The organism is Aquirufa sp., assembly GCF_964796385.1.
This window is the reverse complement of sequence record NZ_CBAUBA010000013.1, coordinates 1-26542: the sequence shown is the minus strand read 5'-3', so window position 1 is coordinate 26542 and position 26542 is coordinate 1. Positions and strand designations below refer to the sequence as shown.

Annotated in this window: 25 protein-coding genes and 1 tRNA gene; 16 read left to right on the top strand and 10 right to left on the bottom strand. The window is 41.3% G+C overall.

The annotated features are described in order from the left end of the window. Window position 1 precedes the first annotated feature (1 nt). Genes AC1W6K_RS05835 through mog form a run of 5 tightly spaced genes read left to right on the top strand, consistent with a single transcriptional unit; the run spans window position 2 to window position 3604 of the window. The gene (locus tag AC1W6K_RS05835; RefSeq protein WP_481721948.1) at window positions 2-625 is read left to right on the top strand and encodes a ribonuclease H1 domain-containing protein; all 624 of its coding nucleotides are present in this window, start codon (window positions 2-4) and stop codon (window positions 623-625) included. After that, window positions 612-1316: a tRNA1(Val) (adenine(37)-N6)-methyltransferase gene (locus AC1W6K_RS05830; protein ID WP_481721950.1), complete on the top strand. Its 705-nt coding sequence runs from the start codon at window positions 612-614 to the stop codon at window positions 1314-1316. The genes AC1W6K_RS05835 and AC1W6K_RS05830 overlap by 14 nt, the downstream gene beginning before the upstream one ends. Window positions 1317-1362: 46 nt before the next feature. Continuing rightward, window positions 1363-2316, top strand: coding sequence for a glycosyltransferase family 2 protein (locus AC1W6K_RS05825; RefSeq protein ID WP_481946779.1), 954 nt, complete (start codon window positions 1363-1365; stop codon window positions 2314-2316). 2 nt (window positions 2317-2318) lie between these two features. After that, complete coding sequence (locus tag AC1W6K_RS05820; protein WP_481946778.1) at window positions 2319-3089, top strand: tRNA threonylcarbamoyladenosine dehydratase; 771 nt, start codon at window positions 2319-2321, stop codon at window positions 3087-3089. Continuing rightward, complete coding sequence (gene mog / locus AC1W6K_RS05815; protein WP_481721955.1) at window positions 3086-3604, top strand: molybdopterin adenylyltransferase; 519 nt, start codon at window positions 3086-3088, stop codon at window positions 3602-3604. The genes AC1W6K_RS05820 and mog overlap by 4 nt, the downstream gene beginning before the upstream one ends. Window positions 3605-3626: 22 nt before the next feature. On the opposite strand, the gene AC1W6K_RS05810 is transcribed toward mog, so the two are convergent. Next, window positions 3627-4445 carry an aminotransferase class IV gene (locus AC1W6K_RS05810; RefSeq protein ID WP_481946777.1) on the bottom strand — a complete coding sequence of 273 codons (819 nt, stop codon included), beginning with the start codon at window positions 4443-4445 and terminating at the stop codon, window positions 3627-3629. Further along, window positions 4423-5292 (bottom strand): dihydropteroate synthase, encoded by an 870-nt coding sequence (gene folP / locus AC1W6K_RS05805; RefSeq protein WP_481946776.1) that lies wholly within the window; start codon window positions 5290-5292, stop codon window positions 4423-4425. Before folP ends, AC1W6K_RS05810 begins: the two co-directional genes overlap by 23 nt. A gap of 75 nt (window positions 5293-5367) precedes the next feature. On the opposite strand from folP, the gene AC1W6K_RS05800 reads away from it, so the two are divergent. Genes AC1W6K_RS05800 through AC1W6K_RS05790 form a run of 3 tightly spaced genes read left to right on the top strand, consistent with a single transcriptional unit; the run spans window position 5368 to window position 7575 of the window. Beyond that, window positions 5368-5952, top strand: coding sequence for a DUF1599 domain-containing protein (locus tag AC1W6K_RS05800; protein ID WP_481721961.1), 585 nt, complete (start codon window positions 5368-5370; stop codon window positions 5950-5952). A 5-nt stretch (window positions 5953-5957) separates the two neighbouring features. Continuing rightward, window positions 5958-7049 (top strand): BT_3928 family protein, encoded by a 1092-nt coding sequence (locus tag AC1W6K_RS05795; protein WP_481946775.1) that lies wholly within the window; start codon window positions 5958-5960, stop codon window positions 7047-7049. Between the two features lie 7 nt (window positions 7050-7056). Next, on the top strand, window positions 7057-7575 hold the full coding sequence (locus tag AC1W6K_RS05790; RefSeq protein ID WP_481946774.1) for a shikimate kinase: 519 nt from the start codon (window positions 7057-7059) through the stop codon (window positions 7573-7575). Here the strand turns inward: AC1W6K_RS05790 and AC1W6K_RS05785 are convergent. Together AC1W6K_RS05785 and AC1W6K_RS05780 are read right to left on the bottom strand one after the other, a co-directional pair. Further along, on the bottom strand, window positions 7572-9140 hold the full coding sequence (locus AC1W6K_RS05785; RefSeq protein WP_481946773.1) for an OmpP1/FadL family transporter: 1569 nt from the start codon (window positions 9138-9140) through the stop codon (window positions 7572-7574). The two genes, AC1W6K_RS05790 and AC1W6K_RS05785, sit on opposite strands and share 4 nt — an antisense overlap. Window positions 9141-9147: 7 nt before the next feature. Next, window positions 9148-10116, bottom strand: coding sequence for a hypothetical protein (locus AC1W6K_RS05780; RefSeq protein ID WP_481946772.1), 969 nt, complete (start codon window positions 10114-10116; stop codon window positions 9148-9150). Window positions 10117-10307: 191 nt separating this feature from the next. Between AC1W6K_RS05780 and proS the strand changes: the two genes are divergently transcribed. Next, window positions 10308-11780, top strand: a complete 1473-nt coding sequence (gene proS / locus AC1W6K_RS05775; protein ID WP_481946771.1) for a proline--tRNA ligase — start codon at window positions 10308-10310, stop codon at window positions 11778-11780. A 109-nt stretch (window positions 11781-11889) separates the two neighbouring features. Here proS and AC1W6K_RS05770 read toward each other — a convergent pair whose 3' ends face one another. Continuing rightward, window positions 11890-13038 (bottom strand): cysteine desulfurase family protein, encoded by a 1149-nt coding sequence (locus AC1W6K_RS05770; RefSeq protein WP_481946770.1) that lies wholly within the window; start codon window positions 13036-13038, stop codon window positions 11890-11892. Window positions 13039-13045: 7 nt separating this feature from the next. Further along, a complete protein-coding gene (gene glmM, locus AC1W6K_RS05765; protein ID WP_481946769.1) occupies window positions 13046-14434 on the bottom strand; it encodes a phosphoglucosamine mutase in 1389 nt (462 codons plus the stop codon). Window positions 14435-14651: 217 nt separating this feature from the next. Here glmM and AC1W6K_RS05760 point away from each other — a divergent pair, with 217 nt between their 5' ends. The 3 genes from AC1W6K_RS05760 to AC1W6K_RS05750 are packed head-to-tail and all read left to right on the top strand — an operon-like array spanning window position 14652 to window position 17612. Further along, the gene (locus AC1W6K_RS05760) at window positions 14652-15620 is read left to right on the top strand and encodes a bifunctional heptose 7-phosphate kinase/heptose 1-phosphate adenyltransferase (protein ID WP_481946768.1); all 969 of its coding nucleotides are present in this window, start codon (window positions 14652-14654) and stop codon (window positions 15618-15620) included. Continuing rightward, complete coding sequence (locus AC1W6K_RS05755) at window positions 15601-16845, top strand: AGE family epimerase/isomerase (RefSeq protein ID WP_481946767.1); 1245 nt, start codon at window positions 15601-15603, stop codon at window positions 16843-16845. Before AC1W6K_RS05760 ends, AC1W6K_RS05755 begins: the two co-directional genes overlap by 20 nt. Continuing rightward, window positions 16842-17612: a TonB-dependent receptor plug domain-containing protein gene (locus AC1W6K_RS05750; RefSeq protein WP_481946766.1), complete on the top strand. Its 771-nt coding sequence runs from the start codon at window positions 16842-16844 to the stop codon at window positions 17610-17612. The genes AC1W6K_RS05755 and AC1W6K_RS05750 overlap by 4 nt, the downstream gene beginning before the upstream one ends. Before the next feature lie 54 nt (window positions 17613-17666). Here AC1W6K_RS05750 and AC1W6K_RS05745 read toward each other — a convergent pair. Continuing rightward, window positions 17667-17737, bottom strand: a tRNA-Gln gene (locus tag AC1W6K_RS05745). A 96-nt stretch (window positions 17738-17833) separates the two neighbouring features. After that, entirely contained in the window at window positions 17834-18721 is an 888-nt protein-coding gene (gene fabD, locus AC1W6K_RS05740) for an ACP S-malonyltransferase (RefSeq protein ID WP_481946765.1), read from the bottom strand. A gap of 81 nt (window positions 18722-18802) precedes the next feature. Between fabD and AC1W6K_RS05735 the strand changes: the two genes are divergently transcribed. Continuing rightward, complete coding sequence (locus tag AC1W6K_RS05735) at window positions 18803-19918, top strand: sialate O-acetylesterase (protein WP_481721666.1); 1116 nt, start codon at window positions 18803-18805, stop codon at window positions 19916-19918. Here the strand turns inward: AC1W6K_RS05735 and AC1W6K_RS05730 are convergent. Next, window positions 19902-20282: a thiol-disulfide oxidoreductase DCC family protein gene (locus tag AC1W6K_RS05730; RefSeq protein WP_481721664.1), complete on the bottom strand. Its 381-nt coding sequence runs from the start codon at window positions 20280-20282 to the stop codon at window positions 19902-19904. The genes AC1W6K_RS05735 and AC1W6K_RS05730 overlap by 17 nt on opposite strands. Continuing rightward, the gene (locus AC1W6K_RS05725) at window positions 20261-23035 is read right to left on the bottom strand and encodes a T9SS type B sorting domain-containing protein (RefSeq protein WP_481721662.1); all 2775 of its coding nucleotides are present in this window, start codon (window positions 23033-23035) and stop codon (window positions 20261-20263) included. Before AC1W6K_RS05725 ends, AC1W6K_RS05730 begins: the two co-directional genes overlap by 22 nt. A 184-nt stretch (window positions 23036-23219) precedes the next feature. Here AC1W6K_RS05725 and AC1W6K_RS05720 point away from each other — a divergent pair, with 184 nt between their 5' ends. From AC1W6K_RS05720 to AC1W6K_RS05710, 3 genes are all read left to right on the top strand, one after another. Further along, entirely contained in the window at window positions 23220-23888 is a 669-nt protein-coding gene (locus AC1W6K_RS05720) for a succinate dehydrogenase cytochrome b subunit (protein ID WP_395783978.1), read from the top strand. Between the two features lie 19 nt (window positions 23889-23907). Continuing rightward, window positions 23908-25887: a fumarate reductase/succinate dehydrogenase flavoprotein subunit gene (locus AC1W6K_RS05715; RefSeq protein ID WP_481946764.1), complete on the top strand. Its 1980-nt coding sequence runs from the start codon at window positions 23908-23910 to the stop codon at window positions 25885-25887. 9 nt (window positions 25888-25896) lie between these two features. Next, window positions 25897-26542, top strand: a 646-nt coding sequence (locus AC1W6K_RS05710; RefSeq protein WP_481946763.1) for a succinate dehydrogenase/fumarate reductase iron-sulfur subunit, incomplete at its 3' end; no start/stop codon positions are given.

Sequence of the window (26542 nt, the reverse complement as noted above, 5' to 3'; positions counted from 1 at the left end):
GATGGCAAAAAAGCAGAAATATTATGTGATTTGGGAAGGCCATCAAAAAGGTATTTTTGATTCATGGGCTGAGACAGAAAAGCATATTAAAGGTTTTGCCGGGGCTCAATATAAATCCTTCGATACACGGGATGAAGCTTATGCTGCTTCAAAAAAGAATTATTGGGCGAGTGTAAACCCGAAAGCCAAATCCGTTTTACGGACGGTTAACGCTGCACCTTGCATTAAACCAAGCATATCGGTGGACGCTGCTTGTGCAGGAAATCCAGGTGTTTTGGAATATCAAGGTGTTAATACAGAAACCAAAGAAGTGTTATTCAAACGTGGGCCATTCCCAGTGGGTACTGTAAACCTCGGCGAATTCCTTGCCATCGTTCACGGCCTTTCCTATTTGAAAAAAATCAATTGCCCATATCCACTGTATTCCGACTCAAGAACAGCTATTGCTTGGGTTCGAAATAAGGCGATAAAAACTAATCTAGAGCGAAACACGCAAACAGAGGAGCTATTCGATTTAGTTGACAAGGCAATTTCTTGGCTAAAAAACAACCCAACGACCACACAAATCCTTAAATGGGAAACGGAAGATTGGGGTGAAAATCCAGCGGATTATGGCCGAAAGTAGATCAATCTTTCAATTCAAACAATTTCAACTGGCACATGGCAGTCCAGGTCTTAAAATTACAACGGAGGCCTGTTTGTTCGGCGCATGGGCACAGCAATTTGCTTCACGAAAAGTGCTCGATATTGGTACCGGATGTGGATTATTAGCTTCTATGATTGCACAAGAAAACCCATCTTGTACCATCACAGGTCTAGAAATCCAAGCAGACGTAGGGGTACTCGCACGTGAAAATGTGCTCAATTTGCCTTATTCCATCGAAATTATCTCCGAATCCATTCAAAGGTTCGCAGATAACTTCGACTTCATTATCAGTAACCCACCCTTTTTCATGGATCACCAGGCGAATCCGAATGCAAGCAAGCAAATTGCCATGCACACGGACCACCTAAGTCCGGCAGAACTTGCGGAGGGTATATCAAAAAATCTAAATCCGGATGGTCAATTTGCTATATTGTATCCTCCATTTGGCATGAAACAATTCGAAAATGAGGCGAAAAAACTAGGGCTTTATATCAATCATTTGGTAGAAGTAAAACATCAAAAAGACCGAGAAACTTTACGCGTCATGGCATTAGGTTCACGCCATATTGGCGTACAAAAAAGAGAAATGATTTGCATCAAAAATTCCGACCAAAGCTATACCGCTGAATTCATCCACCTGCTGAAACCCTACTATTTAATTTTCGACTAAACAATATCCACGAGAATTCGTATTTTTGTCCGTTTGACACCACAATATGTTGCAGATATCCATCGTAGTGCCCCTTTATAACGAAGCCGAATCCTTGCCCGAGCTATGCGCATGGATCGACCGCGTGATGCAGGCAAATTCATTTCAATACGAAATGATCTTTGTGAATGATGGAAGTCGGGACATATCGTGGACTGTCTTACAATCCTTATCCAAAGAATATAAGTCCCTAAAAGGAATATCTTTTGCCAGAAATTATGGAAAATCGGCAGCCCTTCATGAAGGTTTCCAACTAGCCAGTGGCGAAGTAGTTATTACTATGGATGCTGATTTGCAGGATTCTCCAGATGAAATCCCGGAATTATATCGAATGATCAAGGAGGATGGATTGGATTTAGTATCAGGTTGGAAGCAAAAACGTTTTGATCCAATTTCTAAAACAATTCCCACCAAATTATACAATGCCGCGACCCGCGCACTTTCAGGGGTAAAATTGAATGATTTCAATTGCGGCCTGAAGGCTTATAAACTTGAAGTTGTCAAGACCATTAAATTGTACGGTGAAATGCATCGCTATATTCCTGTTCAAGCCAAATGGAATGGATTTACACAGATTGGCGAGAAAGTAGTCCAACATCAATCTCGGAAATATGGCGTAACGAAATTTGGTTTAGAACGCTTTCTGTATGGCTTCTTAGACCTTTTATCTATCACGTTTGTCCAAACATTTGGCAAAAGACCGATGCACCTTTTTGGTAGTTTAGGGATTTTATCATTCTTCTCGGGCTCTATTATCACTTTATGGTTGATTGGGGAAAAGCTATATAACATTACTAAGCATCTGAAGTACCGCAACGTTACCGATAATCCGTTATTTTTTTTAGCCTTGGTCGCAATCATTCTAGGGGTTCAATTATTCGTGGCTGGCTTTTTAGGCGAGTTACTTATCACGAATTCAGATAAAACTACACAATACCAAATCAAGGATGAAATTGCCTAAGTATGCAAACGAATGATCTTAGCTGGCTCAGTCGCTCTGAGCTATTAATTGGTTCAACTGGAATTCAAACATTACAAAAAGCGCACGTATTGGTCGTTGGCCTTGGAGGCGTCGGTTCATTTGCGGCCGAATTTATCGCGCGCGCGGGCGTGGGAACCATGACTATTGTGGATGGTGATGTGGTGGATCCGACCAATCGAAATCGACAATTACCGGCTTTGTCAACTAATCATGGTGTATCAAAAGCACAGATTATGGCGGAACGGTTGTTGGCCATCAACCCTGCCTTGCACTTAACTACGCATGAAACATTTTTGAGTCCTGAAGCGGCAAAGGAAATTCTAGAGAACACGAAATTTGATTACGTCATGGATTGCATTGATTCGGTTACGCCTAAAATTACGCTTTTAAAAACGGCCTATGATTTAAAATACCGCATTGCTAGTTCAATGGGAGCTGGGGGCAAGATGGATCCAACACAATTGCGTACAGGAGATTTATTTGATACTCGTCAGTGTTATTTAGCGTCATTAGTTCGTAAGCGTATCCGAAAAATGGGTGTCGGAAAAGGTATCAAAACCGTATTTTCACTCGAAAAAGTAAAAGATGAATCGCTTATTTTGACCGATGGAAGCAACTTTAAGAAGTCGGCCTACGGCACCATCTCCTATCTTCCTGCTGCTTTTGGAGGCGTCATGGCTTCCATTGTCATTCGAGATTTACTCGACGAGCCCATCCCGATGGAGAAGAAACTTAAATCGAAGCGAAAATGATCAAAATAGGCGTCATCAATGTGTCTGACCGAGCGAGCGCGGGTATCTACGAAGATATCCCGGGCAAGGCAGTTGTTGAATTATTAAACGAATATTTGACCTCAAAATTCGAAGTCGTTTATGCCGTTATTCCAGATGAGCAAGCTTTACTAGAGGCCAAAATGATTGAAATGAGTGAAGAAGTTTGTTTGTTGGTGACCACTGGAGGTACAGGCCCAGCCTTACGCGATGTAACTCCGGAGGCGACTGAAGCTGTTTGCCAAAAAATGCTCCCTGGTTTTGGTGAATTAATGCGGTCAGTAAGTCTGCAATATGTACCTACGGCGATACTAAGCCGACAAACCGCTGGGATTTTGAATCAAACTCTGATTGTCAATCTACCGGGAAAACCGAAGGCAATTCGCCAATGTTTAGAAGTCGTTTTCCCTGCCATCCCCTATTGCATTGATCTGATAGGTGGGCCTTATTTGGAATGCAATGAGGAAAATATGAAGGCGTTTAGACCAAAAAGTTAGACGCTGGACGTTAGACTTCGGACTATTTCCCTTCGGACTCAACCAACATATCATAGAGTTGCTTCGTCACAGGCCCACGCGCTCCGTTGCCTATCACATTGCCATCAATGGCTAAAATGGGAACAACACGTTTCGTGCTACCCGTGGTAAATACCTCGTCGGCATGTAGAAAATCAGCTAATGAACAATGACCAATTTTAACTTGATACTTTTCAGAAGCCAAATCTATCATATGCTTACGCGTAATCCCTTCCAAAATATGGACATCAGGCGTATGAATAACACCGTCTTTAACGTAAAACAAATTACTCCGCGAGGATTCGGATACACCGTGTTCCATGGTATAATAAATTAAATCATCAGCACCAGCGGCTTTTACGTGCGCCCAATTCCGTATCGCAAACGCATAATTCAACGACTTGATTTCTGCCATTTCCCGTACATATACCTGACTCATCAAACGCATGCCTTTGATTGGATCCGCAAATTGAAAAACACCAGGTAGTATCCACAAATTAGAAGATTCTGCAGGTTCAAAGCCATTACTGCTTTCTCCACCTGTCAGCACCATTTTTACACCCAAACAAGCATCCGTCGACATGGCCGCTAATTCATGAATACATGTAGCTAATTCCTCTTTCGAATAACTATACTTCAACCCCATCAAGTCTGCTGAGCGTATAAATCGATCGAGATGGTCGGATAAAAACACAGGGTTTCCATCCATAATTCGGAAAAAATCAAAAATGCCATAGCCCCTTAAAAAGCCAACATCCTTAACCGAAACATGTACTTCAGAGGCCTTTTTCCAAGAACCATTAAACCAAATCGGATATTCCATATTGTTTTATTTTTTCTACCAAATGAATGACTTCAGCAGCCTCCGCAACGTCATGTACGCGCAAAACAGATACTCCCTTTTGCAAGGCAATCGTATGTAACACACTCGTTCCATTTAAAGATTCTGCCGCTGAAATGCCTAATTCTTTATAAATCATGGTTTTGCGCGATAAGCCAACTAGCACAGGAGCACCCAAATTTGTAAAGTTTTCTAAGTGTACTACTAACTCATAATTGTGTTCTAACGATTTAGAGAATCCAAAACCAGGATCAATAAAAATATCCACAGCACCCAATTGGCGTAATTCCTGTAATTTCAAAGCCAAATTTGACCAGACATCTTCAACAACTTGCTTGTAATTTGGCACATCATGTACCTCAGTAAACTTACCTACACTGTGTGTTAAGACATAAGGAATTTTATGTGCTGCCACCCATTCGAAAATACCATCGTCCATTTGACCGGCTCCAATGTCATTAAATAGATGGGCGCCAACAGCAAACGCAGCTTGGGCAACAGCCAAACGATATGTATCAACAGAAATAAAGACATCCGGAAACGCTTCTCGAAGCATAGAAATTACAGGAATTACGCGATCAATTTCCTCCTGAGTGCTGACAGGTGCAGCTCCTGGGCGTGTTGAGTGACCACCAACATCCAAAAAAGTAGCTCCGAGGGCGACCATACTCGCGGCGCGTTCTCTGGAAATTTCAAGATTAGCCACCCGACTTTCTGCATAAAAAGAATCCGGTGTACTATTTAAAATCCCCATGATCACCGGGCGCTCAAACGACAAAATTCGATCTTGCAATCGAATAGTTTGAAAAGATGGAAAAAGAGATTTCAAATCGGCTGAAATTTAGGATAAATTAAATATTTTTGTAGGCTAAAAGAAAACGAGCATCGTAAAAATTAAGACCGTATGAATAGGGACTCATCGCCTTCCCAAACCGAAATCGAATATCGCCAAGTAATTGCATACTGCAAAGCCTTGTTCGATAAAAAGAACAAAGATTACGGCACTTCATGGCGAATTTTACGTTTGCCAAGTCTAACTGACCAGATTTTCATCAAAGCTCAACGCATTCGCAGTATCCAAGATAAAGGTCTTCAAAAAATCGAAGATGGTATCGAAAGTGAATTCATAGGCATCATCAATTATTGTATTATTGCATTAATTCAAAAATCGCTTGAAAATTCGGATCAAATGGAATTTAGTCCATCAGAAATTGGCCAGCATTATGACCAACAAGTCGAAATAACCCTGGAATTATTGCGAAATAAAAACCATGATTACGGTGAAGCGTGGCGCGATATGCGCATAAGTAGCATGACCGACTTGATATTAATGAAAATATTCCGGACTAAGCAAATTGAAAACAATCAAGGAGTTACACTCGTTTCAGAGGGAGTGGAAGCCAATTACCAAGACATGTTGAATTATGCTGTTTTCTGCCTAATTCAATTGAAACAAGGGCAAATTCAAATGGCTCAGCAGCAACAATAAATTACATGAAACTAACCCGTCAAATTGCCACTTTTCTGCTGGCAGGACTATTTCTTTTCTCTGGGCTCATTAAACTTAATGACCCAATAGGAACTCAACTAAAGTTGGAGGAATATTTTGACGTTTTTTCGGTAGATTTCCCATGGATGTCTGGGTTTTGGAAATTACTTATTCCTCAAGCCTTACTCCTTTCGATCTTATTAAGCAGCGCCGAAGTAGTGCTCGCGATCGCTTTATGGCTCAATTTCCAGACGAAAAAAATCCTCTACAGCTTTATTGGATTAATTCTATTTTTTAGCTTTCTAACGTTTTATTCGGCTTATTTCAATAAAGTCACCGACTGTGGGTGTTTTGGGGAAGCCATCAAATTGACTCCATGGACGTCATTTGGTAAAGATATCTTTTTATTAGTCTTGACCGGTTTATTGTTTGCTACAGATAAGCCTACTCTTCGCTCAAAAAGCGGCAAATGGGTCTTATTGAGTGCCCTACTCAGTATTGGTTTTGGTGTATATTCCTACTTTTTTCTACCTATTTGGGATAGTTTACCCTATGCCATTGGGGAAAATATTCCTAAAAACATGAAAAACCGGGAGGAACTGAAATTTAGTTACATCTACAAGATTAATGGGAAGGAAACCGAATTAACGGAGATGCCCACAGATCCTAAGGCAGAATATGTTTCCATGCGAGCCCTTAATGAAAAAGAAGCTAGGCCATTGATCACGGATTACCAGCTCTGGGTGGACGGTGACACCACAAATTATACACAAAAGCTATTTAATGGCAATCATGTTTTAGTCATCGTCCCTAATGTACATCACACACATGAAAAGGTGTTTTCAACCATAGCAGCCCTAGCAAAAGAACTTAAAGTACCTATTTGGTTAATCAGTGCGTCTACAGATGAAGAGGTGAATGCATTGAGACATCAATACCAATTGGCCTTCCCTGCCTTATCAGCAGATACCAAAGTTTTAAAAACAATCATTCGCTCAAGTCCCGGTCTTTGGCTTATTAGCCAAGGAACCGTCAAAGGAAAATGGTCGGCCTATAGCCTTCCTACCGCGGATGAAATTCATCAAAGTTTAAACTAGTACAGGAATGAAAAATATTTATTTAGTCGGAATGCCCTCATCAGGAAAAAGCACATTAGGGAAAGAATTAGCGCGGAATTTGGGATACAGCTTTACTGATATGGACAAATTGATTGAAACAAGGGAACAAAAGACTGTATCAGAAATATTTTCAAATTATGGCGAAGCCCACTTTAGGGAATTAGAAAAGAAGACATTGCATGGCTTTCAGCCGGATCAATCGATGGTTATTGCAACGGGTGGCGGCGTTCCTTGCTTTAATAATAACATGGAATTCATAAAGCAAAATGGCATAAGTATCTTTTTAAATGTAGATGTCAACGATTTGGCAAAACGACTTTATAAGGCTCAAGGAAATAATCGTCCATTATTGGACAAAACGCAAAGTGAGGAAGTAGTCATTGAATCGATTAAGAAAACATTTCAAGAACGCCTTCCTGAATATCAAAAATCTGATATTCAAGTAGATGGAGAAATAACGGTAAGTCAGATCCTTTGGCTTTTAGAACAATACATTCCTGTTTAAAAATAGACACCGCCTCCGATTACTACTTGGGTATTCAAAATTTGCAATGCAGCTGAACCATAATCAGCTGCATTTTTTAATACATATGGCGTGTAAGCATCCTTCCCGGTACGTTGCCAAACACCCAAGTCTAGATAAAAGGCATTGGAACGATAACCCAACCCGGCTGAAATTTGAAACTGGCTTCGATCAATTAAATCATAATCTGAAGCGTAAATTTGTCCATACGTTACCACTCCCCCACGAACGCTCCAAGCTGAACTAACTCGAATTTCAGCGCCTACTTTAAGGTTAAGTGCTGACTGAAAATTGGCCTTAACTTGTCCATTATATTTATCTTTAAATTGCTGGTTGGCAAACGCGCCCAATTCAGCCGCAGCAAGACGAATTCCTGGGTAGTTCATATATTCCGCATCAAAACTTACTAGAGCACGCTTACCGAAAAAATAGGCAGCTCCCGCTGAAAACTTTAGTGGGGTTGTCATTTGGTAATTAAACTCGTTTGGCATTAGTCGAACTGGATTAACTTTTGTAATCGTTATGGGATTTCCATTTAACTCAGAAGGAACACCAAAAACACGTGGAAATGTAATTCCAGTCAATCTTTCTGCCATTTGATCGTAATACATAGGCGACTCAGCAGCTAGCGAAATGCGTAAACTTGGTGTTAATTTGTAAATTAAGCCCAGCGTAGCCGATATGCCTGAACCTGTAGTCTCCAGTTTTTCATTCGTTTCAAAACCGGCAATGTAATTGGCTCCGATAAATTCTTCGGTCCAACTAAAATCATTGATGGACTTTAATTTCGAAAAATGTAGACCAACGCCTATAAATAAACGCTCCTTATAGTTGGCCCCGTAACTAAAATTCCATTGCGAAACTACACCCGAATTTGTAGCCACACCAAATTGGTTCGTAGGCAAATTCGGCTCAAATCGATTAAAAGGAGCACCACCAGAACTTGAATTGTTGATCAAAAATGTTTGATAGGCAACGCCTTCGAGCGTATTAGCAGCTTTACTAAAAGAATCATATTCATCATCGATTACGTTGCCATCTATATCACCACCCCCAGCATAATTATACCGACTATTCGCTTTTTCGATTAAGAAATCTAAATACGAACTGCGGTTATTCAATCCCTCAACTTGTAAAGGTTGTGTAAACACGGTACGTTGCGAATAACTAAACCCAAAAGTCCCCCGCCAATCCGACCGATTCATGTAATCTCCCGTAATCACAACGCCAAAATTAGGTATGTGTAAACTTGAATTTGACTCTTGGGTAGATTGATCAAAGTAATTTGATGTAGTCTGTGCGTCTAGAAACCCAACATTCATTCCAACTTCGGAACGGGTATAAAACCCTAATCCAGCAGGATTGCCCGATATAGAACTCAAATCGGCACCTAAAACACCAAAACTACCACCCAGACCTTGCATACGGGCTGAGCCTGTCGCATAACTTGAACTAAATTGTCTGGCTAAATTCGGATAGGAATAAATCTGTGCATGCATCTGTGTCACTGTGAGCACAGATACATAGAATAAAAGAAGCTTTTTCATGAATACCTTATCTTGGACCACGTGAAGAACCACCACCACCACTGCCACCTGAATAAGACCCCCCCGAATTATAATTTGAGGATGGAGCTGAATAATTCTGCTGAGGTTGGCTGTAGTTTGTTTGAGGCTGCGCAGATCTATATTCAAAATTAGTATTACGACGCGGTGCAGCCTGAACTGGAGCATTATTAGATTGGCCACTTGTTGCACGTGGTTGGTTCGTACTTTGCGCATTATACGAGTTATTACCACCTCTAGGTGAGTTATTCATATTTCCATCACTGTATCTGTTCGTTGAGCGCTCTTCTCTCGGGCCACGATTTGGTCGCATGGCAGGTTCACGCGTTATATTTATAGCTGAAGGAGTACTGTAATAATTTGTATTCCCGTAGCCATTAAATCCTCCAAAGCCGCCCATGTTACCGAAGCCTACCATACCAAAGCCACCCATGCCAAAACCATTGAACGCATACGGGTTACGAAATCCATTAAATCCAAAATAAGGGTCGTAGAACCCGGAGAAACGATTGAACGCAAAAGGATTTAAAAATGGATCATACATTCCCCATGCGTTGATAGGCGCAATAATACGTGAACCATAGAATCCTCCCATGCCAAATGAAATGAAGGGATTATTGTACCAATTATTCCAAGGATTGGCGGAAAACATTCCTGACTGAAAACCGGAGTTAAACCCGTCTGCATACGAATTCGCATAAACACTGCGCGAATTCAAAAAATTAGTTTCATCCTCACGAATCATAACTCCCTCTTCTTCTTGAATTAAGGTAGCGTCTTCTTCTGGATTAAGGTAATTTGAACTTTTTTTAGGGGTATATGCGGAAGCAGGTTTTTGAAAAGAATCATATAAATCATCAGCCACTAAAGACTGCTGGCTTCCGGGTTGCGAGAGCGAACACGCGGAAAAAATAAATAAACTGGCCACAACTACGAAGGCATTCCAATAATTTTTCATGGCTAAAGTGATTAAATTATAAGTTAAAACTACAGACAATAACGTATCTTTGGCGCTCAAAGTTCGATTATTTATACGTATTAACGCTAGGTCTAGGAATTTTAGTCTAAGTTATAGAACAAAAATGGTAGAACCTAAACACTTACTAGCAGAACAATGAAACGAGAATATAAAATTGCGAAATAAATCTTATGAGTAAATCCCTACCTAGTCGTTCCGAAAATTATTCAGAATGGTATAATGAATTAGTAAAACGGGCTGATTTGGCTGAAAATTCGGCCGTTCGCGGATGTATGATCATTAAACCATATGGCTATTCCATTTGGGAAAAAATGCAACGTGCTCTAGATGATATGTTCAAGGAAACTGGTCACGAAAATGCCTATTTTCCCTTGTTTATACCTAAATCTTTTCTTTCAAAAGAAGCTTCACACGTGGAAGGTTTTGCCAAAGAATGCGCTGTTGTTACCCATTACCGACTAAAAAATGACCCCAATGGGGGTGGTGTGATTGTGGATCCAGATGCCAAGCTGGAGGAGGAATTAATCGTACGGCCTACGTCTGAAACAGTAATTTGGTCATCTTACAAAAATTGGATTCAATCCTATCGAGATTTACCATTATTGATCAATCAATGGGCAAATGTTGTTCGCTGGGAAATGCGTACGCGCCTTTTCTTACGTACCGCAGAATTTCTTTGGCAAGAAGGGCACACGGCACATGCAACCAAGCAAGAGGCCATTGAAGAAACGGAACGGATGTTGGATGTGTATGCCGAATTCGCCGAAAATTTCATGGCTTTGCCTGTGGTCAAGGGAATTAAAACAGTTAATGAGCGCTTTGCTGGAGCAGATGAAACCTATTGTATCGAGGCACTTATGCAAGATGGAAAAGCTTTACAAGCCGGAACGTCTCACTTTTTAGGTCAGAATTTCGCCAAGGCATTTGACGTGAAATTCTTAAGTAAGGAAAACCAATTAGACTATGTTTGGGGAACTTCGTGGGGTGTTTCTACGCGTTTGATGGGGGCCTTAATTATGGCTCATTCGGATGATCAAGGATTGGTTTTACCACCTAAATTAGCCCCAATTCAGGTAGTAATTGTGCCTATTTATAAGGGAGAAGACCAATTAAATGCAATCAAGGATAAAGTAAATCCACTTGTAAAAACGCTACGTAAGCAAGGGGTTTCGGTTAAATTTGATGTATCGGAAAACCAAAGCCCAGGTTTTAAATTTGCCGAATATGAATTAAAAGGTGTGCCTATTCGCCTAGCGATTGGAAATCGAGATATGGAAAATGGGACCATTGAATTAGCTCGTCGAGATACCCGTGAAAAAACATCCATGGTATTCGAAGGAATTGAGCAGGTGGTGGTTGACACATTAGCGGATATTCAGGAAAAAATTTATGCGAAGGCATTGTCATTCCGTACCGAAAATACATTTGAAGTGAACTCGTGGGATGAATTTAATGCCAAATTAGACATCGGCGGATTCGTTTCAGCCCACTGGGATGGTACATCTGAAACGGAAGAAAAAATAAAGGATTTAACGAAAGCAACGATTCGTTGCATTCCATTAGATGCCAAGGAGCAAGCAGGGAATTGTATTTTGACCGGAAATCCATCTAGCAAACGCGTATTGTTTGCGCGTGCATATTAGAATATTGGACGTTAGACGTTGAAAAACAAAAAAGACGCGGAGTGTGGACTGCATCCAATAAGTTGTCCAACTTTTTGGGTACAGTTCAAGTTTCGCGTCTATTTTTAATCTATTTGACCAATCTTTCCAGCACCTCAAGTACGCGATCAATCTCCTCTTTGGTATTATTCTTCGAAAAAGAGAAGCGTACTGCGGCGCCAGTTGCTGCAGGATTTAAAGCTGAAAGCACATGTGAACCCACAGATGTGCCGCTAGAGCAGGCACTGCCACCTGAAGCCGATATCTTTTCAATATCCAATTGAAATAAAAGCATATCGCCATCAGGAACGTTTGGAAAGCGAACATTCAAAACTGTGTATAAACTTGTGTCTATTTCGCCTGACCGACCGTTGAACTCCACACCTGGAAAGCGAGCTTTAAGTCCTTCGATAAAATAAGATTTAATGGATTTAATGTGGGACATGTGGGATTCCATAGATTCATAGGCCAATGATAACGCTTTTGCTAGGCCAACCATCCCATACACATTTTCTGTTCCTCCACGCTGATTGCGCTCTTGTGCTCCGCCGTGCATTAATGGATGAAAGCCCACTCCAGCACGCGCATATAAAAATCCAATACCTTTAGGCCCATGAAATTTATGGGCAGCACCCACGATAAAATCGACAGGTAAGGCTTGTAAATCGTGTATAAAATGACCTACTGTTTGTACCGTATCAGAATGAAAAAGGGCACCATATTTACGGCATAAATTTCCTACCGCATGCAAATCCACTATATTTCCAATTTCGTTATTTCCATGCATTAGGCTTACTAAGGCCTTTGGACTATCTGCCAACAGCTCCTCTAAATGACCCAAATCAATATCTCCTTGGTCTGTAATTTGAACCAATTTCACCTCTGCTACACCTAATTTTCCCCATGCCTCAGCGGTATGTAAAACCGCATGATGTTCTAGGGGCGATGTAATAATCGTCTTGACACCACCGTATAAAACTGCCGATTGAATCACCGTATTATCCGCTTCTGTACCTCCGGACGTGAAAAATATTTCAGCTGGCGACGTATTTAACAAAGCAGCTACGGCCTTCCTTGCTTTTTCTACGACAACTTTGGCTTGTCGGCCATGGGCATGAATCGACGATGGATTTGCGGTAAATTGCTCAAACAAAGGCTGCATTTCAGACCATACCGCCGGATCCACAGAGGTGGTTGCTGCATTGTCTAAGTAAATTGGTGTTTTAGTTGTTGATGTCATGTTATTCTTATTTGCTGGCAATCGCTTTGATTGCCTGCATAATTTGTTGGGCTAACCCATTCGCTTCGGACTCCGTTGGTGCCTCAGAATAAATTCTAATAATTGGTTCCGTATTTGATTTGCGTAAATGAACCCAGCGATCTGCAAAATCTATTTTAACGCCATCAATGGTGTTTACACGTTCCTCTTTAAATTGTTCGGCGACAGTCGCCAAGATTAAATCAACATTCAAATTTGCCGAAAGTTCAATTTTGTTTTTCGACATAATGTAGGCAGGATATTCAGCGCGCAAGTCACTAACTTTTTTATTTTTACGGGCTAAATGCGTTAAAAATAATCCAATGCCAACTAATGCATCACGTCCATAATGCGACTCTGGGAAAATAACACCACCATTACCTTCTCCGCCAATGATTGCATTTTCAGCTTTCATTTTTGTCACCACATTAACTTCACCTACAGCAGCAGCAAAATAAATTCCTTTATGCTTTTGCGTCACATCTGCCAAAGCCCGCGTTGAAGACAGATTGGAAACTGTATTCCCATTTTCAATCGACAAGATATAATCCGCAATAGCAACTAATGTATATTCCTCACCAAATGCACTTCCATCTTCCGAGATGAAACACAAACGATCTACATCGGGGTCAACGACGATACCTAAATCGTATGAGCCTGCCTTCATTTTGGCAATCATTTCAATCAAATTCTCTGGTAAAGGTTCCGGATTATGCCCAAAATGTCCATTAGGTTCCCCAAATATCACATCCACATCCATCACACCAAGCGCATTAAGGAGCTGAGGCACCACGATTCCTCCGGTTGAATTAACAGCATCGACTAAAACCTTAAAATTCTTGGCTTGAATAGCTGATTTATCTACCCAACGAAGTCCTAAGACGTGATCAATGTGTTGTTGTAAAAACGAATCATCTTGAGTGATTTTACCTAATTTAGTTACTTCTGCAAAGGTAAAATCAAGATTTTCAGCTAAAGCGAGCATCGCTTTCCCATCAGCATCTGAAATAAATTCGCCTGCGTCGTTAAGTAATTTAAGTGCATTCCATTGAGCTGGATTATGGCTGGCGGTAATAATAATTCCGCCTGCAGATTTCGTCCATGGGACAGCAAGCTCAACCGTAGGAGTTGTAGATAAACCAATATCCAAAACATCCCAACCAAGCCCAATAAGCGTATTTGCTACCAATGAAGAAACCATGGAACCCGAAATCCGCGCATCTCGGCCAAGTACAATTTGGTTGGATGTGGGTTTGGTTCCTTTTAACCAAGCGCCATAAGCGGCGGCAAACGTAACAATATCAATTGGACTCAGGCCTTCACCAGGTTTTCCTCCAATCGTCCCACGGATGCCTGAAATAGATTTAATTAATGCCAAAACAAAGAAGATAAGGTAAATAAAAGCCCAAAAATAATAAATTCCACGCAGAATATTATCACTATTTAAGTGTCGATTTATCAGTTTTTCAGCTTGAAAAAACGAATCCCCCCTATACCTTTGGCAAACCTTGGAGGATTGCCAAAGGTAAGTGGGAAGATAATAAATTGACTTCAAAACTTATTTTGTGTAATTTCAAATCAACAAATTTAAATTCATGAATTCCAAGCGTTTAGACGCTCTTTTGGCGCAAATCAGCCAGCTTAAGATGGCCGTCATCGGTGATTATGCGTTGGATTTCTATTTTGATATCAACCCAGATAGTTCAGAAATTTCAGTCGAAACAGGCAAAGTAGTGCATATCTGCCAAAAACCGCAGGCTTATTTAGGTGGAGCAGGTAATGTGGCAAAAAATTTAGCTAGCCTCGGCGTTCAAGTTGATGCTTTTGGCGTTCGAGGAAACGACTTATTTGGGCGCGAAATGAGTCATGAGGCCGAAAAATACCACATTTCAACGAAACACCTCCATGTAATTGATGCATTAGATACACCTACGTACACGAAGCCGATGCGGGTGAATGAGGAACAAAATCGATTAGATTTCGGCACACGCAATCTACAATTTCACACACATGCAAAACCGTTAATTGATACACTTGAAAAACAAATCGATGCGTATCATTGGGTGGTTATCAACGAACAATTCAAGTACCCATTACTGAATAAGGAAAGCTTAAACCTATTACAAAACATTACCAACGAAAAGGCTATTGCCGACCTTCGTAGCTTGGGAAATGAAGCCCAAAATACCCTTTTGAAGGTTAATGAAGAGGAATTTAAAAACATTATTGGCGAAGTAACTGACTTCGAATTTCAAATAAAGCAATGGGTTGTTCAACGCAATAAACCAGTCCTTGTAACCTTAGGAGAGCAAGGTATGATCTATGCGAGTCCGACAGAATTTCACTGGGAAAAAGCAATACCTGTTCAAGGCCCCATCGATACCGTGGGCGCAGGTGACATGGTCGTCGCTGCATTTAGTGCGGCAAAAGCAACAGGAGCTAGCATCGCAGAATCATGTAAATTCGCTAGTTTAGCTGTTCATATCAGCATTCAAAAAATAGGAGAAACGGGCAGCGCAAGCCCACAAGAAATTAAACAACTTCATGATGCAATCGGAAATTAAAACCTACACGGAAAATCAATTACTACCCTTTTGGACATCGAGAACAATCGATAAAAATCAAGGAGGCTTCCTAACCCATTTTGATGAATTTGGGAACGATGCCGGAGATGACGAAAAATCTTTAATTGCTCAAACGCGATCCGTCTTCACGTATGCGCAGGCTTACCGACATGGTTTTGGGGGACCAATCATGAAAGAGATGGCAGAACATGGAGTCAAATTTCTTCTCGAAAAAATGTGGGATGCAGAACATGGTGGATTTTATTGGATGACGGATCGGGCGGGTAAGGCCACAAACAAACAAAAAATAGGCTATGGACATAGTTTTGCTATTTATGCCTTAAGTGAGTATACGCTTGCAACGGGTGACCTCATCGGCTTGGAATATGCAGAGAAGGTTTTTGATCTTTTACAAAAACATGCAGTAGACACGTATCACGGTGGTTACTGGGAATTTTTTGCGGCGGATTGGTCACTTGTGGGACCCGGATCGCCCGGAGGAGATCGCAAAACGCTAGATGTCCACATGCATTTAATGGAGGCATTTACAACTTTATATGAAGCAAGTGGAAAGGAGATACACCGCCGAAAACTAGAAGAAGTGATCGAAATTTTGATTCATAAAATCATGCATCCGGTTACTGGAACAGGCATTCCACAGTTTTGGGCAAATTGGGACGTAGCCCCACAAATCAAATTTGACATTGTTTGGGGCTGGGACCGTTTTGCGGATGGAGGCCAAAAAGCCTCATCAACAGACAATACCTCCTACGGCCACAACGCGGAATTCGGTTGGCTCCTCATGCATGCCATCAAAATCGGTGGATTTGATCTGGAGAAATATCGGCCAAACATAGAAAAAGCTTTTTATCATGCCTTAGACCACGGCATTGATTGGGAATTTGGTGGCGTTTACGTGGAAGGTTCGCATACAGGTGAAGCATCGGATTTCGAGAAGGAATTTTGGCAACAAGCCGAAATGCTCATCGGCATGCTAGACGCATTCAAACTAACCAAAGATCAAAGATTTTTAGAAGCACATAAACAAGTTCACCGATTTGTTTTTGACAAAATGATTAATCAACTCACAGGTGAGTGGTGGCCACTCATGACGCGAGAAGGTGAGCCTATCTGGCGTCACATGTCCCATAATTGGAAAATCAACTACCATAACGTTCGTTCGATGATTCTCTCTTATGAGAAACTAGGCGAATTAAACAAATGAAGAAAATCTTAATTTTTATGCTACTGGGCTTACAAGCGTTCGGACAATCTGAAACAGCGGAAAGCATTTTGAAAAAATACTTTCATGGTGAACGCCAACAAATCACAATCCGCAAAGACACCATGTGGGTTATTTGGCATGAGCCTGCCGACAAAGTAAATCAGCAAGAATTCAGGGATACTTCTGCGATTCCATTAAAACAAATTCATGAGGTAAAGTTTATAAATGGCAGAAATGCCCAAGGTGAGCCTGGTATTGGGGTGCAATTAATTCCCTCAAATTCAAAAGAAAAAATAACATCAAAATCGCTTAATGAGGTTGACAATCGGACATTAAACCAAGTAAATGTAGCCACAGTCAATCAAAAATTACAAGGGCAAGTGTCCGGAGTTACGATTGGGAATGATAATTCACCTGGCGGAGGAGCTATGGTTCGTGTTCGAGGAATTGGTTCGATAAATGCAAATAGCCCTTTATATGTCGTCGATGGAGTCCCAATCAACGGAAATATTAATTCCATAAATCCCAATGACATTGCTTCGGTGACAGTTTTAAAAGATCCATCTCAAACCGCTATGTACGGAGTACGTGGAGCAAATGGCGTAGTTGTCATAAGCACGATTAAAGGTGATGTAACACCAGGCATCTCGGAGGAATTGCAGCGGGGTGTTACGCTTCCTTTAACGATTTGGACCTGGGGGAAACAAAGTAAAGAGTTTAAAAAATCAGAAAGTGATGAAAATTTAAAGCGTCTACTCAAAAATTGAACAAACAAAAAAAGCCTTCCACATTGCTGCAGAAGGCTCTAATTTATTATTCTGTTGACCTACCAGGATTCGAACCTAGAAAACCAGAACCAAAAACTGGTGTGTTACCATTACACCATAGGTCAGTATCAAAATGTGATGCAAAAGTAAGTTCTATCTTGGAAAAAATCAAATATCGCCCAAAAAAAAATGATTTATTTGAGCACTGACGAGACTACTTCCTATAAATCAGCCAATTCCATTGACGATACTTCGGCCTCCGCATGAATCTTACGAACTAAGCCTTGTAAAACTTTACCAGGGCCACATTCAATGAATTCACTGGCACCACCGGTAACCATAGCTTCTATCGATTGCGTCCAACGAACCGCACCAGTCAATTGCGCGATTAAATTTGCCTTAATTTGACCTGAATCCTGTGATGCTTGCGCATTGATATTTTGAAAAATCGGACAAACCGGATTCGCAATTGCCGTAGCTTCAATAGCTGCTGCTAACTCAATTCGCGCTGGCTCCATAAAAGGGGAATGAAACGCCCCTCCCACTGGTAAGGGCAATACACGCTTTGCCCCCGCTTCTTTTAACTGAATTCCAACCGCCTCGATTCCTTCCACAGAACCCGAGATTACTACTTGGCCTGGGCAATTGTAATTTGCGGCAACAACCGATGAACCATAAGCGGCACAAATCTCTTCAATTGTTGCATCTGGCAATCCTAAAACTGCCGCCATGGTGCTAGGCTGAATTTCACATGCCTTTTGCATGGCCAATGCACGCTTATATACTAACTGTAAGCCATCTTGCCATGCCAATCCTCCGGCAGCAACCAAGGCTGAAAATTCACCCAACGAATGCCCTGCGACCATACCAGGATTAAAATCTTTGCCCAACTTAGCAACCAAAACGGAATGCAAGTAAATGGCTGGCTGCGTCACGCGCGTTTGCTTCAATTCCTCATCCGTCCCCTCAAACATCACCTTCGCCAACGAAAATCCTAAAATTGAATCCGCCTCATCCACTATCGAACGAGCTAAATCAAATTGCTCGTACAAATCCTTCGCCATACCAGGAAATTGAGAACCTTGACCCGGAAAAATATATGCTTTCATATTATATTTATTAAATTTGGGCTAAATTTTAGCTCGGCAAAGATAATTTTTTCTAGTCGGTTTTAAAAACAACGCCAGCAAATGCACAAACGATTATTAACCGTAAGCATTCTTTTTATCAGCATTTTTGTCTTAGGAGCATGCACCTCAGACCAAGAGCCGATTTCACCGAACGATACCTTTCTAGCACCAGCCACAGCAAGCATTGATCTCGAAAAAAGTAAAACTTTTGTGCAAAGATCGAACAGCAACGAAGGAGAAATTATCATTAAAGGACAAGCTGGAGCAACTTTCCAAACAGCCAAAATTAAATTTGTCAGTAGACTTGGTGGGCAATCAACTGATTGGCAAAATTTGACCGTGGATGTGGCCAACAAACAATTTTCGGGTAAATTCAAATTAGTTGGCGGCGGCTACTATGCTCAAATTCAACTCATTACAGACGGAAAAATTGCAACAGATGGTTTACTGCCGACCACCATAAATGTAGGTGAAGTCTTTGCTGTGATTGGCCATTCACTGGCAGAAGGACAAGAACCCTACGTAATTAGCGATTACGACAAAACCTGGTGTCAAATAAAATTATGGTCAATACCTGGCGCAAATCCAGCTTTCTGGGGACGTGTCGCCGACTACACCAAAAAGAAACTTAATGTTCCTATATTATTATACAATACGGGCCAAGGGGGAACGACCTCAATTCAATGGGGGAAATCAGCATATGGAGAGCCTTTTGAAAATAAAATCTACGACTGGAAAATCCGTTACCCGTATGCCCGATTCGAACAAAGTTTACTTACCGACATGAAGAAAACTGGCCTTCGCGCCATACTTGTCGTTCATGGGGAAAATGATTACAATGAGGCTGAAAATGACATCATTTATTTCACCAAACGCTACATTCAAAAAACCCGTGATTTAATAGGTCAACCGAATTTACCATTCATGATTGCGCTATCCAATGCGGGGCAAGACATACCCGACCAAATCAAAGTCAGAAGAGCACAATCTCGTATGTTGAAAGAAATTGACTTCACTTACGAAGGTGCAAATCTTCAAGCAGTAAAAGACGGTGGCATGCGTTGGGATGGCGTTCACTACAATTTTGCCGCGTTAGAAATCGCCGCCATCCAGTGGAAAGAAGTTCTTACACCTTTATTCTTCCAGGTCTCCAAGCCATTTACTCCTTCGAATTAATCTCACAAGCTTCCTTTCCGTTGAAAAAGTACCGATGTTTGGCGACGAAATCATACATGTGATCCAAAAGCTTTACCGGAAGTAAAAAAACAAGCCTTAATGGCAAAAATGGCCATTTTGCATGCTTGAGTACCTCCGCAATCGCCGCAGATTTGATATACAATCGACCGTTTGTAACCACCTGAACCGTAGCTAACGACCACCGAGAATCTGGGATTTTTTCTTGATAGGACTTACATAGCGCCGTGGATTGCGGATAAATAGCCAACTCCTCAGCTGAAATCCGACGAAGGATACCACTGGCCCATTGACAAAAACCACAATCCCCATCAATAAAAACGACTAACGAATTAGCTCCACCCATCCTTTCAATGATTTCGATTTCTTCGATTCATCCACTACTTCAAACTTTACCTCACATGTGTAAAAATATGATCCCGGTGGCACATCCCGACCATTCAATCCTTTACCATTCCAACCAAAACCAAGTAATGGTCCATCGTAGTTGTAAACGACTTGACCGAATCGGTCAACTATTGTACAAGTGACTTGGTTGACAAAACTTGGGCATCGCATAGGTAAGAACAGATCATTTTTTTGATCTCCATTGGGACTAAATAAATTAGGCAAATCAAATGCAGGACAATTATCTTGACAAACCGTATTACTCTTCGCACTTTCTTTCCCATCAAAATTGACTGCGGTCACATAATAACAGCCCACAAATGAACTTGACTGACTATGTAAAAAAGATAAACCCTTTTTCTCCCCCACAAACCCATACTTCCCATCCACCGTCTTTGAAAAATAAACCCGATAAAAATCAATTTGAGGATCACACAAATTTGTCACAGTAGGCGTCCACGTTAACGTATTTGTAAAACTAGTTGGCAAACAATCACCACCCGGCGAATCACATGGATTAGACCCTATTTTCAGCACAGGAGGGCAAGGATTAAGTTCAATAAATGATTTTATTGCTAGCGATTGAGACGCATTAACGAGCCCTTTAGCCCATGTAGGACGAGCGTATTCGCCAACAGTCTCAACAAAATAAGTATAGGTTGAATCTGGTAAAATCGCTACATCAAATTTCCCATCTGTTGTCACAAAATCCACACCTAAATCCGTGTACTGAAACGTAGCTGGGTCACCTACCGAGATCTCATTAATTTGATTGAAAACTCCGTTGCCACGAGCGCGGTAAATGCGATGTACCTGAAAACTATTATTCCAAGGCACATTGGCTTCCCAACTTAATTTAATGGTCTTTCCCGCAGCCACTCCTTGTAAACGAACCGAACTCGCGGGAGTGGGCGAATCCAACAACTCTAATTTTTGATTTTTTACATAAAATACATCCACTTGATATCGATAACCCCGTTCCAAGGTATTCAATCCCTTATCCACAAAAACGGTATCGGTTATCGGCGAGCCCACTGATTTGAATTCAACAGCTGAAATACTTTCTGCACGCTTTAGCTGATATTGATATGGACCTGGAAATGAAAGTGTGTCTAAATTTAGCGGTTTCGACCACCGAACACTTATTTCACCCTGTGTCTTTGATGTTTTCAATACGGATACTTGCGTCATTACAGGCGCTGCAGTAGCAATCAACGCGCATACACCCGAAGACATCGGACTGAAGTCCTCTAACCCTTTTGAATTTGTAAATGCAACGACAATGACATACGTATAATTGGTATTCTTCTGAAGTGACTTATCCTCAAAACTAGTTTCAGTAGCCTTTAAACGTCCAATCTCCACAAAACCAGGTAATGTCATTCCCGTTCCACAGGACTTATTGACAACCGTAACACAAGGCCCTGATTTTCGATAAATAATCAATGAGGTATTTGGCAATAAACAGGTATATGGAGTCCAAGACAATGTAGCACTGGAAGTTCCAGTGACCACTTTTAATCCTTGAACCACAGGCGCCAAAACACGTATTTTCCATATTTTACTATCAACTAATTTGATGGCATTTCCAATGGCCGTTGGCGGATTATCTTCAACTTTAAACAAAACATCATACGGCTCCTTGCGGATATGTTGGCACGCCGTCTGCCACGAAAACGTCGCCCTTGCAGGTGATGTTTGCCTAGGAATCGAATTAAATGAGGCAAATGGTTGTAATACGGCATAAATTGGATCAACATTCGCATACACATTACCCGAACTAAAGATGGTCAATGGGTCGAGACGTCCAGTTTTGGAAGCCACATCATCTGCCGTTATCGTTTGAACAATGTTCGTTCCGGCTAACACACATACATCAGCGGGAACCGTTAACTTAGGTGCCCTGTTATCCGCATCCTTCACTTCGATTTGCATATCGCGAACAGTTTCGGAGATTTTAACCCCATTTCGCCATTCTTCAACTATAAATGCACAGTTATAAAGTCCAAGTTCTTGTGGAGTGTCCCACACTAAATCACCCGTAAGCGGATTTATATCAAAACTAGATTTGACTGAAGATACCTCGTTTGGCTGCCTAAAATTAGGTGTTGTAATCCCACGACTAACAGAATTACACGTTTCGCTTTCACCAGTCTTTGAGACAGACAATCGGTAAGCTAAACTGTCACCCTCAGCATCGACCGCATTCGCATTATGAATGAATTTTTGACCAACAATGGCCGTGAGGTCAACAGCTGGATTTAACAGTAAAGGCGTGGAATTTAAACCAAGTCCGGAATTAATGGAGAAACTTGTCTCCACATAAAAAGCAACATCAACAGATCTTGTCATGTTCCGAACGCCATCATTCCGATTTGGGATAGCTGCGGAAACACGGTAAACGAGCGAGGGTGCGGGATACGTATATTCAATCTTGTAAATGTTCTTCAATGTCCCATTACCCAAATTTATGGGTGTCCCACAGCAACGTTTAGCCTTAAAAATACCCGAACCATCCCCGAAACAAAAGTTGACCTCTTCCTGCTGATCATTCGCAGCATTACTTTCTGTATAGGTGGTTAAGGTAAACTCATAGGTCAGCGTTTTATCCGATATACGTTTAACTGTGATCTCCCCACCCTTTAGGTGCGTAGCTAGTAAGGGGCTGCCCGAAATGAAGAACAAAAAGAAGAAAAAAATATATTTACGCATAAAACAAATGAGAAGATGAGCAAGTTAACAAGGCGAAATTTAATAATTAAAAAAAATAGATTTTTTAAGCGATTAATTTGATTGAGAAGCGATTGGAATGTAGTTTTGAAGGCTAAAATTCAGCAGCATTGTTTAAATCAACAATCGCTTTGATTGTTTTTACTTAAATCTAACAACCTTATTTATGGCTTGGCTAGCAAAATCACTTAATTCTTCACTAGGCAAAAAGCTCATCATGGCCATCACCGGCCTATTTTTGATCAGTTTCCTACTTGTACATTGCGGTTTAAATGCAACGATTTTCTTGAATGATGGGGGTGCCGCATTTAACGAAGGGGCCGAATTTATGGCACATAACCCGATTATACGAACGATGGAAATTGTTTTATTTGGCGGTTTATTGCTACACATTTTTGATGGCCTTCGTCTTTGGCTAGCTAATAAAAAGAAACGTCCCGTAGCCTATGCGGTTGTAGATGGAGCAGCCAATAGTAAATGGTATTCGCGATCAATGGGTTTGTTGGGGACATTATTATTGATATTTCTTATCGTACACTTAAGACATTTCTGGTATTTCTCCCGTTTGACAAATGACTTAACTGAAACACATACCCTATATAATGAAATGCAAATAGTATTTCAAAGTCCAATCGTTGTGCTCATTTATGTATTAGGTTGCATTTCCTTAGGCTATCATTTATTGCACGGTTTTCAAAGCGCATTCCAAACGATGGGATGGAATCACCCTAAGTACACACCTACAATTAAGACCATTGGCGCAATCTATTCCATTATAATTGCCGCATTATTTGCTGCGATGCCAATCGCCTTCTATTTTAATTTGATTCAATAATTCCTCAGCCGATACGATTATGACAAAATTAGATGCTAAAATTCCAGAAGGTTCGCTGGCTGAAAAATGGACCAAGTACCGCTCAAGCGTGCCATTAGTTAATCCTGCCAACAAACGTTCGTTAGAAATCGTCATTGTTGGCTCAGGTTTGGCCGGTGCATCTGCCGCAGCCTCGTTAGCTGAACTAGGATATAAAGTAAAAGTATTTTGCTTCCAAGATTCTCCACGCCGTGCGCACTCAATTGCAGCACAAGGAGGTATTAATGCAGCAAAGAACTACCAAAATGACGGGGACTCCATTTACCGCTTATTCTACGATACCATCAAAGGCGGTGACTACCGCTCTCGAGAAGCAAACGTTCACCGTTTAGCAGAAGTGTCTGGTAGTATTATAGATCAATGTGTGGCACAGGGTGTACCATTTGCACGTGAATACGGCGGATTGCTTTCTAACCGTTCTTTCGGTGGAACGCAAGTTCAACGGACATTTTACGCGGCTGGGCAAACTGGGCAGCAATTGTTATTAGGTGCTTATTCTTCCTTGCAACGCCAAGTGGGCATGGGTAACGTTAAAATGTATACACGCCACGAAATGCTTGATGTCGTAACTATCGACGGGAAAGCGCGTGGTATTATCGCGCGTGATTCCGTTACAGGTGCATTGGAGCGTCACTTCGGACATGCGGTATTGCTTTGTACTGGCGGTTATGGAAATGTTTTCTACTTATCTACCAATGCAATGGGATCCAACGTAACAGCCGCTTGGAAAGCGCACAAAAAAGGTGCTTTCATTGCAAATCCATGTTACACTCAGATTCACCCAACTTGTATACCAGTTTCAGGTGATCACCAATCGAAGTTAACTTTGATGTCGGAGTCACTTCGTAATGACGGCCGTATTTGGGTTCCTAAAAAGGAAAACGATACCCGTAAAGCCAATGAGATTCCAGAAGAAGAAAGAGATTATTATTTAGAGCGTCGTTATCCTGCATTCGGAAACCTAGTGCCTCGTGACATTGCATCACGTGCAGCCAAAGAGCGTTGTGATGCGGGTTTTGGAGTAGGCGCATCTAAAATGGCTGTTTACTTAGACTATGCTGCGGCGATTATTCGCTACGGCCAAGGAGAGGCTAACAAACATAACATGCAAAATCCATCATATGAAGAAATTCAAACAATGGGTAAAGCAGTCGTCAAAGAGAAATATGGCAACTTGTTTGACATGTACAAGCAAATTACGGGTGAAGATCCATATACAGTTCCAATGCGTATTTATCCAGCAGTTCACTATACAATGGGTGGACTTTGGGTCGATTATAACTTAATGACAACAGTGCCAGGTTTATATGCGCTGGGCGAAGCCAACTTTTCTGATCACGGAGCCAATCGATTAGGAGCTTCTGCTTTAATGCAAGGATTAGCAGATGGCTATTTCGTGATTCCATACACGATTGGTGCTTATTTGGCATCCGAAATTCGTACGCCGGCCATGTCAACTGATTCAGCGCCGTTTGTGGCAGCTGAAAAAGAAGTACGTGAACGTCTAGAAACCTTGATGAACATCAAAGGAAATAAACCCGTTGATTATTTCCACAAGCGTTTAGGAAAAATCATGTGGGACGAATGCGGAATGGCACGTAGCGAAAAAGGCCTAAAAGCATCCATTAAAGAGATTCAAGCCCTACAAAAAGAATTCTGGTCGGACGTCAAAATTCCTGGTGAAATCGATAATTTAAATCCTGAATTAGAGAAAGCGGGTCGTGTGGCCGACTTCCTTGAATTAGGCGAGTTAATGTGTATTGATGCCTTAGATCGCAACGAGAGTTGTGGAGGTCACTTCCGTACGGAATACCAAACAGAAGACGGGGAAGCCCTTCGTGATGACGAGAACTACGCCTATGTAGCCGCTTGGGAATACGAAAAACAATCGACTTTCAAACTTCACAAAGAAGAATTGAAATACGAAAACATCAAAATTGCTCAAAGATCTTATAAATAATTCGATACAATGGAAGGAAATTTAAACCTGACACTCAAAATTTGGAGACAAAAAAATGCACGCGTAGCTGGTAAATTTGAAACATACCAGGTAAGCGGCATCTCCACAGATATGTCATTTTTGGAAATGATTGACGTGTTAAACAACCGATTAATCGAAGAAGGAGATGATCCGGTGGCTTTTGATCATGATTGCAGAGAAGGTATTTGCGGTATGTGCTCGATGTACATAAATGGCCGACCACACGGACCTAACCGCGGTGTAACTACTTGCCAATTGCACATGCGCTCTTTTAAAGACGGACAAACAATCACAGTGGAACCTTGGAGATCAAGTGCATTCCCTGTCATTAAAGATTTAGTTGTTAATCGTTCAGCTTTTGATCGCATTATTGCAGCTGGTGGCTTCGTTTCCGTAAATACGGGAAATGCACAAGATGCCAACTCCTTACCTATACCAAAAGAAAATGCAGATCAAGCTTTTGCTGCGGCGGCTTGTATTGGCTGCGGCGCATGCGTAGCAGCATGTAAAAATGCTTCGGCGATGCTATTTACTTCAGCTAAAATTTCACAATTAGCTTTATTGCCGCAAGGACAAGTAGAGGCAGGAAAAAGAGCTGAGGCAATGGTTGCACAAATGGATGAGGAAGGATTTG

Bases quoted from the DNA above. Each gene is read 5' to 3' on its own strand.
- AC1W6K_RS05835 (WP_481721948.1), top strand. From the start codon at position 2: ATGGCAAAAAAGCAGAAATATTATGTGATTTGGGAAGGCCATCAAAAA.
- AC1W6K_RS05830 (WP_481721950.1), top strand. From the start codon at position 612: ATGGCCGAAAGTAGATCAATCTTTCAATTCAAACAATTTCAACTGGCA.
- AC1W6K_RS05825 (WP_481946779.1), top strand. From the start codon at position 1,363: ATGTTGCAGATATCCATCGTAGTGCCCCTTTATAACGAAGCCGAATCC.
- AC1W6K_RS05820 (WP_481946778.1), top strand. From the start codon at position 2,319: ATGCAAACGAATGATCTTAGCTGGCTCAGTCGCTCTGAGCTATTAATT.
- mog (WP_481721955.1), top strand. From the start codon at position 3,086: ATGATCAAAATAGGCGTCATCAATGTGTCTGACCGAGCGAGCGCGGGT.
- AC1W6K_RS05810 (WP_481946777.1), bottom strand. From the start codon at position 4,445: ATGGAATATCCGATTTGGTTTAATGGTTCTTGGAAAAAGGCCTCTGAA.
- AC1W6K_RS05800 (WP_481721961.1), top strand. From the start codon at position 5,368: ATGAATAGGGACTCATCGCCTTCCCAAACCGAAATCGAATATCGCCAA.
- AC1W6K_RS05795 (WP_481946775.1), top strand. From the start codon at position 5,958: ATGAAACTAACCCGTCAAATTGCCACTTTTCTGCTGGCAGGACTATTT.
- AC1W6K_RS05790 (WP_481946774.1), top strand. From the start codon at position 7,057: ATGAAAAATATTTATTTAGTCGGAATGCCCTCATCAGGAAAAAGCACA.
- AC1W6K_RS05785 (WP_481946773.1), bottom strand. From the start codon at position 9,140: ATGAAAAAGCTTCTTTTATTCTATGTATCTGTGCTCACAGTGACACAG.
- AC1W6K_RS05780 (WP_481946772.1), bottom strand. From the start codon at position 10,116: ATGAAAAATTATTGGAATGCCTTCGTAGTTGTGGCCAGTTTATTTATT.
- proS (WP_481946771.1), top strand. From the start codon at position 10,308: ATGAGTAAATCCCTACCTAGTCGTTCCGAAAATTATTCAGAATGGTAT.
- AC1W6K_RS05770 (WP_481946770.1), bottom strand. From the start codon at position 13,038: ATGACATCAACAACTAAAACACCAATTTACTTAGACAATGCAGCAACC.
- AC1W6K_RS05760 (WP_481946768.1), top strand. From the start codon at position 14,652: ATGAATTCCAAGCGTTTAGACGCTCTTTTGGCGCAAATCAGCCAGCTT.
- AC1W6K_RS05755 (WP_481946767.1), top strand. From the start codon at position 15,601: ATGATGCAATCGGAAATTAAAACCTACACGGAAAATCAATTACTACCC.
- AC1W6K_RS05750 (WP_481946766.1), top strand. From the start codon at position 16,842: ATGAAGAAAATCTTAATTTTTATGCTACTGGGCTTACAAGCGTTCGGA.
- fabD (WP_481946765.1), bottom strand. From the start codon at position 18,721: ATGAAAGCATATATTTTTCCGGGTCAAGGTTCTCAATTTCCTGGTATG.
- AC1W6K_RS05735 (WP_481721666.1), top strand. From the start codon at position 18,803: ATGCACAAACGATTATTAACCGTAAGCATTCTTTTTATCAGCATTTTT.
- AC1W6K_RS05730 (WP_481721664.1), bottom strand. From the start codon at position 20,282: ATGGGTGGAGCTAATTCGTTAGTCGTTTTTATTGATGGGGATTGTGGT.
- AC1W6K_RS05725 (WP_481721662.1), bottom strand. From the start codon at position 23,035: ATGCGTAAATATATTTTTTTCTTCTTTTTGTTCTTCATTTCGGGCAGC.
- AC1W6K_RS05720 (WP_395783978.1), top strand. From the start codon at position 23,220: ATGGCTTGGCTAGCAAAATCACTTAATTCTTCACTAGGCAAAAAGCTC.
- AC1W6K_RS05715 (WP_481946764.1), top strand. From the start codon at position 23,908: ATGACAAAATTAGATGCTAAAATTCCAGAAGGTTCGCTGGCTGAAAAA.